Origin of the sequence: Acinetobacter sp. A3 (genome assembly GCF_012371415.1) — a bacterium.
Taxonomy (GTDB): Bacteria; Pseudomonadota; Gammaproteobacteria; order Pseudomonadales; family Moraxellaceae; genus Acinetobacter.
This window is the reverse complement of the sequence record NZ_JAAZQW010000055.1, coordinates 1-12,305: the sequence shown is the minus strand read 5'-3', so window position 1 is coordinate 12,305 and position 12,305 is coordinate 1. Positions and strand designations below refer to the sequence as shown.

At 36.6% G+C, this 12,305-nt stretch carries 12 protein-coding genes and 1 pseudogene; 2 read left to right on the top strand and 11 right to left on the bottom strand.

The window, feature by feature from the left end; all coding sequences use genetic code 11:
• Positions 1–284: 284 nt before the first annotated feature.
• Positions 285–527 carry a hypothetical protein gene (locus HHA42_RS12355; RefSeq protein ID WP_168418213.1) on the bottom strand — a complete coding sequence of 81 codons (243 nt, stop codon included), beginning with the start codon at positions 525–527 and terminating at the stop codon, positions 285–287.
• A 72-nt stretch (positions 528–599) separates the two neighbouring features.
• Between HHA42_RS12355 and HHA42_RS13605 the strand changes: the two genes are divergently transcribed.
• Both HHA42_RS13605 and HHA42_RS12350 read left to right on the top strand, forming a co-directional pair.
• Positions 600–734, top strand: a complete 135-nt coding sequence (locus HHA42_RS13605) for a hypothetical protein (RefSeq protein WP_266095966.1) — start codon at positions 600–602, stop codon at positions 732–734.
• The gene (locus HHA42_RS12350; RefSeq protein WP_228278941.1) at positions 731–976 is read left to right on the top strand and encodes an Lrp/AsnC ligand binding domain-containing protein; all 246 of its coding nucleotides are present in this window, start codon (positions 731–733) and stop codon (positions 974–976) included. The genes HHA42_RS13605 and HHA42_RS12350 overlap by 4 nt, the downstream gene beginning before the upstream one ends.
• Positions 977–994: 18 nt before the next feature.
• On the opposite strand, the pseudogene HHA42_RS13540 reads toward HHA42_RS12350, so the two are convergent.
• The 10 genes and pseudogenes from HHA42_RS13540 to HHA42_RS12305 all read right to left on the bottom strand — a co-directional run.
• Positions 995–1,105 (bottom strand): annotated as a pseudogene (locus tag HHA42_RS13540) (DUF4102 domain-containing protein); the annotation flags it as partial.
• Positions 1,106–1,493: 388 nt separating this feature from the next.
• Complete coding sequence (locus HHA42_RS12345; RefSeq protein WP_168526698.1) at positions 1,494–1,877, bottom strand: hypothetical protein; 384 nt, start codon at positions 1,875–1,877, stop codon at positions 1,494–1,496.
• Between the two features lie 39 nt (positions 1,878–1,916).
• Positions 1,917–3,755: a DUF262 domain-containing protein gene (locus HHA42_RS12340; protein WP_168526696.1), complete on the bottom strand. Its 1,839-nt coding sequence runs from the start codon at positions 3,753–3,755 to the stop codon at positions 1,917–1,919.
• Positions 3,756–3,810: 55 nt separating this feature from the next.
• On the bottom strand, positions 3,811–8,739 hold the full coding sequence (locus tag HHA42_RS12335; RefSeq protein ID WP_168526694.1) for a type ISP restriction/modification enzyme: 4,929 nt from the start codon (positions 8,737–8,739) through the stop codon (positions 3,811–3,813).
• A 566-nt stretch (positions 8,740–9,305) separates the two neighbouring features.
• Entirely contained in the window at positions 9,306–10,493 is a 1,188-nt protein-coding gene (locus HHA42_RS12330; protein ID WP_168526692.1) for a hypothetical protein, read from the bottom strand.
• A 73-nt stretch (positions 10,494–10,566) separates the two neighbouring features.
• On the bottom strand, positions 10,567–10,836 hold the full coding sequence (locus tag HHA42_RS12325) for a hypothetical protein (RefSeq protein ID WP_168526690.1): 270 nt from the start codon (positions 10,834–10,836) through the stop codon (positions 10,567–10,569).
• Positions 10,820–11,065, bottom strand: coding sequence for a hypothetical protein (locus HHA42_RS12320; protein WP_168526688.1), 246 nt, complete (start codon positions 11,063–11,065; stop codon positions 10,820–10,822). Before HHA42_RS12320 ends, HHA42_RS12325 begins: the two co-directional genes overlap by 17 nt.
• A gap of 10 nt (positions 11,066–11,075) precedes the next feature.
• Positions 11,076–11,249 carry a hypothetical protein gene (locus HHA42_RS12315; RefSeq protein WP_168526686.1) on the bottom strand — a complete coding sequence of 58 codons (174 nt, stop codon included), beginning with the start codon at positions 11,247–11,249 and terminating at the stop codon, positions 11,076–11,078.
• A gap of 13 nt (positions 11,250–11,262) precedes the next feature.
• Positions 11,263–11,463 (bottom strand): transcriptional regulator, encoded by a 201-nt coding sequence (locus tag HHA42_RS12310; RefSeq protein WP_171525599.1) that lies wholly within the window; start codon positions 11,461–11,463, stop codon positions 11,263–11,265.
• 146 nt (positions 11,464–11,609) lie between these two features.
• Positions 11,610–12,215 (bottom strand): hypothetical protein, encoded by a 606-nt coding sequence (locus HHA42_RS12305; protein ID WP_168526684.1) that lies wholly within the window; start codon positions 12,213–12,215, stop codon positions 11,610–11,612.
• Positions 12,216–12,305: the final 90 nt, after the last annotated feature.

Genomic DNA, 12,305 nt, shown 5'->3' with positions numbered 1-12,305 from the left:
TGAACATCAAATTCAGCACTCAATTCAGCAAGTGTTTTTTCTGCTTTAATCGCAGCAAGTGCTACCTTAGCTTTAAAGTCATTTGAATGATTTCTTCTTGGTCTACGTGTCATAAAATACTCCATATATTGATGTTTATAACATCATTTGGGGAGCAAAATATCACTTATAAGTGTTGTTCAAATTTCCTGATCCACCTCTATAGGAAGGAGAGGTAGGCCACCAAAGTTAATGAGTGGCCTTTAGATTAAGCATCGCTTTGGTCAAATAATGCAGCGTCCCGATTATTTTTCCTGAAATTTTAATTCAACCTGATAATCGTCTTGGGTCACTTTTATTTTATGGTCTTTATATTTACGCTTACTTGGAGAAAGGGCAGAGCTCGTGACCTCTTTATGGAATTCACTGTCTGACATAAAAAAGTAGTAGGCTTTATAACCCAATAAGATTTTATCTATCTTTTTCCCTTTTTTCTCTGCAGTACGAATGAGTCCATTTAGATAATCTAAGCTGATGTTCTCTGACATTCCCAAACCCTCGAAAATAAAGTTGCATTATCACACGAGGTATAAGCGAGTTTTATTACAAATTGATGACACGTGTATTGGGGGGTATCGCCATGTTTACGTCGTGTTCGTATTTTGGAAGAGGCGGGCATTATTCAGCAATATACTGCTTTGATTGATGCAGAAAAGGTTGGGAAAAGTTTGACCCTGTTACGCGTATTTGGTTGATTGGACAAGATATTGAAACAGTACAACGTTTTACCGATACGATTCAGGCGCTACCTGAGGTTGTAGAGTGTCATTTAATGGTGGGAGACTGTGACTTTTTATTGAAGATTGTGGTGTCAAATATTGAAGAATATCGGCAGCTACAGATTAAGCATTTAAAGAGAGAAAATTCAGTACAAAATATTAAAACCGAAATTCCAATGCAAAAGATCAAACAAACTTCGGCTGTGCCTTTAGACTAAACATTCGATGTAAAGTGTACGAAAATATAAGCCGTTGCCGTCTAGCTCCCGATATTCTTTTAATTCAGGTTCAAGATTGGCTAGGACTGTATCCGACATAGGACCGCGTTTTATTTCATTTCTTTTCATGGCTTGTACACCAGTGAGTTCAATAAAATGTGCAATGTACACGGTATATGTACACTGTAGCTAGTTATGTTTAGTTATGTTTAGGCAAGAAAAAAGGCTTAAATCCTTTAGATTCAAGCCTTTATCTTAATAAAACACGCATATTTTGCCATGTTTTGTTAGGTATATGGTGGGGTGGCGTCTACCGAATTAAAAACTTAATATGTTGATTTATATACATTTTAAAGTTTTGTAAAAATCAACCATACATAACACCATACAAGATGCCAATTACTTAATATATCATTAACTTAAAAGCCTATTTATCGAGTTCAATTCTAACAATTGAAATTGAACTCGTCTAGGTTATGTATATCGTGTGGAAGCTATTGAGCAATAATTCGAGAGTCTAACGATTCCAGTCTCCAAATGTATTTCCTTCATCATCCATATAGATTCCATCTCCAAGATAAATAGCGCCATGCTCATCAGGGGCACAATCGCCAAAAATTTCTAACAGTTCAGCATTGACCGAATTCATTACAATATTCCGTGAGAACTCCTTTTCATCCGAGTTATAACGGTGATAATCGGCTACCGAATACCCTAGTCCCTCTAATTCATCATCGGTCATTACACCTAATTTACTCTTCAAGCGACCTATTGAATGAATCCATTTTCTATCATCTTTAACAAAAACTTCCCCACCGTATGCTTCAGGGTCTTCAAAAGGCTCATAGCCATTTTCAACTGCTCGTTGCTTGCTCACCTCAAGCCATTCAGGAATATTCATAACCATTCCAACATTAAAACCTCTTTAAATTCTTATATCTTAAGCCCAAATATGAGTGGCCATTTTAAATAAAATTTTCTGTCTGGTTTCCAAAGCATCACGGTCAAATACATTGATACCTTCCAACTCATTTAGATCAAATTTCGCTCTAAATGCTTTAAAGTCTAGATTTGATTTATAAAAATCTTCTCGTAAAGTTTCATTCCATAAAAGCGTACCTGAGTATGTCTTCAACTTCTCTTCATAAGTTTCATTATTGCTCGAGATATTATCCTTACCTTTTAACAATAAGATACCACCTAGACGATTTCGCTCATTCACGAATAAGTCTTCTTGGTTATCAAATAACGCTAGGCTTTCTGCATTCCTTGAAAGTATATGTTCTATATGAAAACCGTTAACTGAGCCCGTGTTTGAAACTAAAGGTTGGTATGAATGTCTCATCTCCACATTCAGATTCTTTGCTAAAAAACCTTCAACCCTAGCAAAAAAATATCTCTTGAATCTAGCATTTAAATTATCACCAGTATTTTTAAACAACGAATAATCAAAAGGATTCTCAGGTTGAACCTGTCTCTTTTTCTCTATTTGAGACTTGAGTTCGTTATCAAATACAGAACGTATGATAGACAAATCCTGCTCACGTATTTCACTTGAAATGCGGTAAAGAGATTCTTGAAAAGCATTACTTTCATAGCAATTCTGAAGTTGTAAAAGAGCAAAGAACCGATCTATCTCTTTAGCTATACTGTTTAACTTCTCATCTTCATTCGGATCATCAATGCTACAAACTGACAATCCTAACAAAAGGCTACCATCTAAATCATTTAAAGAGTTAAAAGTAAAATAAGAATTTGAATCATTTGATAATTTATTTAAAAGATTGGCATAAACTTTGGAATAGTAAGTAAAGTCTGCATCTAAAAAATCCACAACCCCCTTAGGATTGTGATCTAAGCATAATTTACTTTGAAAACTCGATGAGAAAATGATTCTATGGTAGTCACCATCAAACTTTTGCCCCTCGGCTCTCGTGTCAGCAAATTTAGACTTCAAATAGAATCTGAAGAATCTATCCGCCTCATCCTCGCTAAACTTGTTAATTTTTTTGAGGCTAGTTTCCCAAAGCTCATTATAATTTTTACTTTCTAAGAGTAATTTATCAATCTGACCTAATAATTTCCCTTTAAGAATCTCATAAGGCTTAAGTTTTACCCCCCTATCATTGATAACCTCAAAAACCATAGGAACATCTGTCTGCTCCACTGAAAGATTGATTAGCACTAATCGTCTTAAAAAGTAAAATACAAAAGTTTCCAACTTATGGTGGTTATCACCAATATATGTGTCAAACCATTCAGATATAACTTTGTAGTTTTTTACCATATTGACTGCAGTAAGACCCGAGTCTATTGGTGCTGTATCTGCATCACCCGAGTAAAGTGCATCTAGAGTCTTTAGATGCCCCTTATGATTCATCCAAAAGGTATTTTCAAAACCAACTTGTCCACAAATTTTTGCATCCACCCATTTACTTAATTTACTTTTGTTATCCACCAATCTACGGTACATATTAATAATAATTAAAGTAATGGTTGTAAGCCGTTGCTGACCATCGACAACATACACTTCACCATCAATAGTGTTGGTGACATAAGTATTAAGGTAGTACCAAGGATATTTAGTATCTATCACCTTTGGTTCGGGTGGTAAATCCGAATTAGCCGAATAAACTTCGTTAAATTTATAAAATACATCATCCAGTAGTCTATTTACTGGCTCAGCACTCCATTTATAATCTCTTTGATAAAAATCAATGTTGTACTGCGTATTTGAAAATAAAGTGTCAATATTTTGTTTGTCTGGAGAAACATCCATTAATTAAATACCCTCAAAAAATAAAAATGGCAGATAGGTATCTGCCATATAAAAATCAAATATCCAACTTCGGTAAAGCTCTAACAATCTTCATTGTTTCAAGGCTCACCGTAATCACGCGCAAGAACAATTCGAGCGGATAAGCAGGGTTGTTCATCGTTTCAATTGCCCAGTCGTTTGCGTCATTTACAATTCCGCTGTCCTTATGTGTAGATACGCCCTGACGCTCCATTACCCACTCAAGTGCAGGCTTACCATTCACCACGTATTCATACGCCTCTAACGGGATGTCCTTGATGGTGATGCGCTTGTTGTAAACCACCGTACCTTTTTCACCTTTCTTGGCAAACTTCATCTTTTCAACATAGAAGTCTTCAGCGGTCAATTGATCGTACGCCGTGCTACCTGTATCCAATGTTGCTTTGTAAGGCTCAACAGTTTCGTAGTTCAGATGCCAATGTGCAAGCTCACGACCCGCCTTAGAGAATGCCCAAAAGTCTTCAGCTTTCTTCACACATGGAATACGTGGCAATTCTTTGGTCAGATTGTCCGCATAGCGTTCGCGATATTCTTCACTATGGAGCAAGCCGTAGGTGTAGTAGAAGATGTCTTCTTTCGTGATCTGTCCGCTAGGGTACGCCGTTTGGAAGTGCTGTAAGCCGTCGTCACTGATGCCGTCTTTGCGCTCATACTTGATTTCACTTACTGTTAAATCAAGTGATTCATCAAATAGATCACCTGAACCTACATTTTTATCTTGGGTGATTTTTTCATAAAGATAGATAGGGAAACATTGTGCTCCAGCTTCTAATAAATTTAAATCAGGAATAAGGTTACTTATGAATACAGAGAAACCATTTCTTGAACCTCTACCGCATGTCATGATTACCAAATTGTCCAAATGCTGTTCAGTGAAAATATCGTATAGTTTATAAACACAGTTATTAAAATGGCGATTAAAATATAAATTTTGCTTAGTGAATGGTCTGTATAATGCAGTGCAAAACTCAAATGAGCTGATGTTGTGAATATATCCTTTCTTTACGTCATTAAATACCTCTCTAGTCCAACTTATATTCGTAGGGTCTAAGTTAACAAAATCCTTTGGTTCACCTGGATTTTCTATTTTTTTAAAGCGAATAGTTTCCTTATTGTAAAAATCCACCATTCGATTAATATTACTAATCAATTTATTTTTTGAAAAATTAAAACACCAAGCATCCCTGTTAGTCTTTACTCCACCTGAATATAACTTAAAGATACTATTGCCATCCTTAACTTTAGAGCCAATTTCTATATAATTGAGGAATGAGTTATCACGTTGATTTAACCAATCATTAAATTCATTTGGAATAACAGTTTCACTATTAACATTAAAAAGGTCACTTACTACACTCTTAATATTTTTTAGAATATTGAGCTTGTCGTCTCGTTTTAAATTTTGACCAATATCTAAATATCGAATTTCTCCTTTTTTATTTTTAGAGGAGTTTTTAACTAATATAGATATTGCAATACCGGTCATACTACCTTGACCAAAAATATTTTCACCTTCTCCAGCTTTCCCCTTAGAAAGCATATTTTTTCGTATATCTCCTCTTAAATTTAATATATAGAGAGTAGAAAAATCTTTTACTAGATGTTTTCTCATACCATCCATTGCAGGTTTTTCAATAAAGCCACTCCCAGACACAAAGCCAATAATTCCATCTTTTCCAATTCTATTTGATGCCCACTTTATTGCTCTGATATATGAATCATAGAGTGCATTTTTTAAGACAGCATTAGTATCTTTGGCATATGTATCCCTGATATCACTGTCTAAACTAGGATATTGAAGATTTGCGTTGTTATCATTCCCACTATTTTGACTAGCCGAATAAGGTGGGTTACCAATAATCACCTGAATATCGAGAGACTTCTGACGTTTACGGCGTGCACTATTATCCACAAGCACTTGATCAACCAAGTCTTCTTTTTCGTACATTTGGAACGTATCGGTTAAACAAATACCTTCAAACGGCGTGTATTCGTCGATAATTTCGCTGTGATACACCGCTTCAATGTTGATGGCTGCAATGTAGTAGGCGAGCAAAACTAGCTCATTGGCATGAATCTCGTTCTTGTATTTATAGGTAAGTTGCTTCGGTGGAATTAAGCCGCTTTGCAATAAGCGAGAAATGAACGTCCCCGTACCAGTGAACGGGTCTAGCACGTGCACACCTTCATCAGCAAAGCTCTTGCCGAACTCTTGTTGAAGAACATCGTTGACGCTGTGAATGATGAAGTCCACCACTTCAACAGGTGTATATACAATGCCTAGACGTTCAGTCATACGAGGGAAAGCATTACGGAAGAATTTGTCGTAAAGCTCAACAATAATCTTCTGCTTACCTTCCGCACTATCAATGCCTGACGCTCGCATCTTAACGCTGTCATAGAAGCGTTGTAAGGCTTCTGTTTCGCTGTCTAACTGGTGCTGATTAAGTACGTCCAACACCTTTTGCATTGCAACAGCCATCGGGTTATGTGCGGCAAAGCTGTATTCATCAAACAACGCATCAAAGACTGGCTTGGTAATAAGATGCTGTGCCAGCATTTCGATGATTTCGGCATCCGATACGGCATTGTTCAGGTCGTCACGGATTTCATTGGCAAATTCTTCAAAGACGGCTTGTTCTGCTTGGCATTCGGGACGGGCTAAAATGTCCGTAATGAGCTTAATGTGGGTTTGTGCAATCTTGGCAATGTCATTCGCCCAATCTTCCCAATGGTGGCGGTTACCGACCTTCTGAACCACTTTAGCAACGATAGCACGCTCAATCTCGCCTGATTCAAAACTAAAGGATTGTTGAGTATCTTCGGTGTCATCTTGCTTAGACTTTTTCGATGGTGTACCGATGGTTGTAGCACCTTTGCCTGCGGCTTTCTTCTTGGCTTTCGCAGCAACTTTATCAGTAATCGCAATGACCTCCATCTTAGATCGGTCAATGCCTGTTAAATCCATTTTATTAATCATGGCATCAAAGCGGTCATCGTGTGAACGAAGTGCATTCAGCACTTGCCAAACCACTTTGTAAGTTTGGTTGTCATCAAGCGCCTTATGTGGCTCTACCCCAGGTGGAATCACAACAGGCAAAATCACATAGCCACGCTTCTTATTCGGTGCAAGGCGCATCACACGCCCAACAGATTGCACCACATCAACTTGTGAGCTGCGCGGTGTCAGGAATAACACCGCATCAAGTGCAGGCACGTCTACACCTTCAGACAAACAACGTACGTTACTTAGAACACGACAAATCGGACGCTCTACGCCGTTTTCATCAACTTGTGGCTCAGGCGTTGCTTTGAGCCAATTCAGTTTTTCTTCTTTCTTGTCTGCACCCATGCCACCATCGACGTGCTGCGCTTCGCAAATCAAGCGATGTGAGATTTCATTGCCTTCTTTTGCTTCGGCATCTTGGTAGGCTTCAACAACGGTTTGGAAGATATTTGCGATACGAGTAGAACTGACTTGGTGCTTACGCGCTTTTGCCGTTTGGTCAATCACTTGACAAAAAGCCAATGCACGTTGCATTGGTGCTGTGTCTTCTTCTACATCTGCATGAATCCCTTGTTTAGATAACGCTTTCCAACAGCCAACAATACGTGCCGCATCATCTACAACGATTTCACTGTCCTCAGTAATAGTGCTTCCGATTTTTTTGATAATCGTGTCCGAATCTACTGTCAGTACAATGACCTTGTAATCAACCAACAAACCACGCTTCACCGCTTCTGAAAAGTTGATGGTATAGAGCGTTTCGCCAAACAGCTTTTCATCATCCATTGAAAACAATGTGAAATCGGTTGCATTGTTTTTAACATCATCTGAGAAAATACGTGGTGTTGCTGTCATATAAAGACGTTTTTTACCCAGAATAAAGCCAGCATCGTGAATTTTTACAAAATTAGAATCGTCTTCACTATCATGCGTTGACCCCGTAGTACGGTGAGCCTCATCACATATAATTAAATCAAACTCTCCCATGCCCTCATCATTCTGTGCATCACTCACAGTATTAATCGAATGGTAAGTTGAGAACACAACAGTCATGTGCTCGTCGTCATGATGCTTCTCTACATTTTCTGCTAATTTCTTCGCATCTGTTGTCGCTGGATATTGCAGTTCATGTTCAAGAGTTGTGACTGCATCAATGACAGATGCTTTTTTCTTTTTGCCGACTTCTGTATCTGAACATACAGCATAGCTATGCAACGGCGTTGTTGATTCTTGTGTCCATTCAGTCAATGTTTGGGACAACAAGGATAAACTTGGTACAAGGAACAATACGCGCTTGCCTTTGCCCGCACATTCTTCAGCAATTTTAAGACTTGTAAAGGTTTTACCTGTACCACAAGCCATGATGAGCTTACCGCGCTCTAGATTCTGATCGTACAAGCCAATTTTCACATTCACTAGAGCGGCTTTTTGATGATCTCGAAGGTCTTTTTTCTTTTTAAAAACAACTTCTTTCTTTTCCGCGAACAATGACCAATCAATCACACTTTGTTCTAATGTTTCAAGATCAATCTTAGTGACAGGCGGGTCTTGATTATTTAAGGTGTCTAAAGCATTGGCTGACCATTCATGAGTGGTACTGACAATAATGCGACGTGAAAAGTCTTTCTTAGATGCCGCGGAAATGAAGCTATCAATTTCTGATTTACTTACCTTGCGATCTGCGTCATAGAGCTTACATTGAATGGCATGAAATTCGCCGTCTTTGGTCGTTGCGACAAGGTCAATCCCTGTATCTTTACCCGATTTTCCTTCTTGTTTTGCCCATTCAGAATAGGTTTGTACCACCGTGAACAGGTCGGCATAGAAAGGTTCATTTTCAAAATACTTAATACAAAGTAATTCGAAGTAAGTTCCTTTTTCTCGTTCTGTTTTCGCTGTTGTTCTATAGCTGTTAATTAGGTCAAAAAAAGCTGACATGACAAAGTCCAAAAGTGCCCCGATATATACCGCTATATTAGGCAAAAAATTCATAAATCCAAAACTTTAATTACAACCTGAATATTATTGCCTAGCTTCTCGTATTTGCGACTTTACCCCGTAACAATACACTTTCATGGAATCATTCAAACATAGCAAATAGGCGCAAATGAGAGCTTTCTAGAGTGTGTATTTACTATTCTGTTAAACATCTGATTATTCAGAGATAAGTTTCAATCAAGCTTATGTTAAGTTTAGACTTAGAAGTATAAGAACAACGTCCGAAACACAATTTTTTTGAATACTAGGCATACAAGGATTTTTATTTCTTCTAGGACTTCAGTCACATCAATAAATCAAGTCAACTTATTAATCGGTACAAATTTTAGCTATCATTAATTTAAATACTTTTCATCTTAATATATGAATATTTCCTTCATTGTTTTAAATAAATATACATACCTAATGTTATTAGGCAACTTTAACACTATGAACAAGCCCTAAACCATACTCTATATAGCTTAGAGCTAAGTGCTCTCAGAAATAAATGATCCGAAATTTGCGAATTAGAATTTCTGTGCTAGAGCTTTTACTGCTAGTCTTTTAGCCTCATTGAAAGCTCCATTTGTAGCGATTGCATTCAATAAAACACGCTTATGCCTATTAACCATAATAGAAGCATGTTCTTCTCCGAATGGCTTTACTCGTGTGTAGTACACATCTTTTTCCTTGTATGTTGCTCTCTTACTAAGCTTGGTAAATTGCATTTTCTTAAATCCAAATTTGATAAGCTGTGACAAATTCAGAATGTTTCGGTCAACAGTTTCATTATCAAAAATTGATTTTTTCAAAGTAATTTCAATACGAGCTCTGTGCTGTTTGTGAAGTAAAGGCTGACCTCCTTTATCCGTACGTTTGAAATACAACCTCACACAAAACTCATCATACCGATGATCGCCTACTCCAATGTTGTAGCCACCTTGTAGTAGGTCATACAACTCTTGCATTGATTCAGGTATATCACGCTGAGTCCCTTTCGTTTTATATACTCGAAATAACCTAGCGGTTTGAGGATATTGCATTGCTTTATGCAATTTTATGACTACCGCAGAACTATCTCCTCCATAGAGGTCAAATGAGAGTTCAATTGCTTCAACCATCATAAGCTCAATTTTCGCACCGTACTGTTTTTGCAACAAATCAGTGATTTTCTTTAAATCTTTTTTGTTCTGTACATCATGGAGTCGGATTGTAAATGACATACCATCCTGAGTAATTTGACTTTCATCCTTCGCAATATAGTGCCGTGTACCAGTATTCCGTGTAATAAATGCTTTGATATAACTACGAGCTTTGGGATCCTTATAAAATATACATAGGTTAGGATCTACCGTAAAACGAAGATCAAGCCAGTCAATTACTGCTTTCATTTTCAAAGTCAAAAAAGATGTTGTATTCACTTTTTGATAGACTTCGGCTTCTTTTACATTATTCGCCAAACGTAATTGATAGTTATCTAAAAGCTGATTTAGATATGAACTAGAACTATTTAAAGTAATCGACCCATACATATTTTGACGCACATATACATCTTTGGATGAGTCTTTAATTTGATCAGCATTAACAGATGATTCATCAAACAGTCGATCAAGCTTTTTTCGCTCTAATCTCTTTTGGGCTAGAGCGAACCGAATAGAATGTTGAATTTCCGCAATATCTAATGACTTAATATGTGCAGTTAAATCTTTTCTCATATTTTATAAAACCTATGAACAGACTATAAAAAAGGAGATGTAGAACATCCCCTTTTAGTAAATCTCTGTTTTGTTATTTACTTAACTTTAACTGTCGATGAATTTCCTCAACAATGGATGATGTATCAATTTTTAATTGGGTTGAGGCTTCAATGTGAAGAGCAATCAATTCCGCTGCTCCCTGAATACCTTTTGGTGTATGTAAATCAACCGCAATATCACCTGTATCAGCATACTCGATCACATTATCTACTTCAGACTCAATGAATTTTTTCATTGCTTCTGCACCTGTAACTACTGTGTTGTCACCTAAAATTACTTCAAGTTCATTTAAAACATCCATGCACTTCTCCTTTAGCTTCTTGCTTATGAGCATTAATGAAGGCTTTTAAGCCTGCCTCTGTGTAAAACAGTTCACCATCAATTAGGTGATAATTGATGAGAAAACCGTCCTGTTCTTTCCACTTTCGTGGATTATGTTTCAAATAAGACCACCATTGTTTTGTAGTACGCTTATTTAATTCCGCTGTTAACAACAGTGCAGCATTCCAAATGCTATACATTTCTTTCATCGCACTTTTCCTAACTCACACTTTGGATTAAGTAACTTTCAAACGCCGTATTAATGAGAATCACTTTTTCACCTTGATACAGTGCACTAAACACAATCGAAGCATTTGTTGTAACTTCACTTGTAATCTGACAGTCTGAATAAACTTCAAAGTATTTATTTAAATTAAGGACTGTTACTTTCATTTATCACTCCTGCTTATACCGCCAACTTTTGAGACTCATGCCATTTCAGAATCTCTCTATAATCAAAATATGACTTTGACTGCATTGAAGAGCCGAACTTGTACGCTTTTGGAAATGTTGAATCTCGTTTCATCAACTTATCCAAGCCATCAGTGCTTAACCCTAAAGCTTTAGCAGTATCTTTTTTGGTTAGTCGAATTGGTTGGATGTTCATAGTTACCTCAATTACAGCGTTTTACCGATGAGGCTAGTATGAGATAAAGATAAGTGGGTGTTCCAAGATCACGGAAGGCTTACTCCTCCGTAATCTTGAATACTTTTTATTCAAAAAATATTTTTATTGTTTTCTTTGATTGTTTTTTATTCTTTAGAGAAAGGTAATGATAAATTTTCTTCCTTACACCATTCAATAATAGTCTGGAAATCACGCTCCTGATTGAAACAACTCAACATGCAATTTACTAAATTCACCAAGTCTTCTTGATTATTAGCCATCTTGAAAGGTAAAACCTTTTTAATAAACTGAATACCCAATTTCCTTCCTAAATCCATTCTTTTATTACGGATGTCAATATTAGTCACCTTCGGATTCAACTGAATAATTGGTTTATTCTGTAATTTTTTAATTTGTGCAAGACTGAATTTAATATCATTAAAAGAAAAAACCATATTTTCAACTAATCCTAATACAGCGACTACGGTTGAAAGTTCAACTGGAGAAGCATTGTCTTTATATAATTCCTCAATACCTTCTGATAAGTTAATTCTTTTGATAATTATATTTTTATCTTGAGGATGTGAATAACTTGAAATGAAATGAGCTTTTTGATAATTATAATTTTCCTTCAACAATACGCAACCTAGATTCTTAGACTCGTGTTTAAATTGAGTAATAGATAAGCTAGACGAGCTACTGATACAATTAAATAAGTCGATATTAGTTATATCAGAAATATCTAAACGCACATAACCAACATATTAGACTTCCTTCATAAATCATTTTTCAATCAATTTAATTGTTTATCTTTCACCCAATCTAAATTGTATATGCCAGCA

Coding starts and splice junctions, on each gene's coding strand:
- HHA42_RS12355 (WP_168418213.1), bottom strand. CDS start 527: ATGTCAGAGAACATCAGCTTAGATTATCTAAATGGACTCATTCGTACT.
- HHA42_RS12345 (WP_168526698.1), bottom strand. CDS start 1,877: ATGAATATTCCTGAATGGCTTGAGGTGAGCAAGCAACGAGCAGTTGAA.
- HHA42_RS12340 (WP_168526696.1), bottom strand. CDS start 3,755: ATGGATGTTTCTCCAGACAAACAAAATATTGACACTTTATTTTCAAAT.
- HHA42_RS12335 (WP_168526694.1), bottom strand. CDS start 8,739: ATGTCAGCTTTTTTTGACCTAATTAACAGCTATAGAACAACAGCGAAA.
- HHA42_RS12330 (WP_168526692.1), bottom strand. CDS start 10,493: ATGAGAAAAGATTTAACTGCACATATTAAGTCATTAGATATTGCGGAA.
- HHA42_RS12325 (WP_168526690.1), bottom strand. CDS start 10,836: ATGGATGTTTTAAATGAACTTGAAGTAATTTTAGGTGACAACACAGTA.
- HHA42_RS12320 (WP_168526688.1), bottom strand. CDS start 11,065: ATGAAAGAAATGTATAGCATTTGGAATGCTGCACTGTTGTTAACAGCG.
- HHA42_RS12315 (WP_168526686.1), bottom strand. CDS start 11,249: ATGAAAGTAACAGTCCTTAATTTAAATAAATACTTTGAAGTTTATTCA.
- HHA42_RS12310 (WP_171525599.1), bottom strand. CDS start 11,463: ATGAACATCCAACCAATTCGACTAACCAAAAAAGATACTGCTAAAGCT.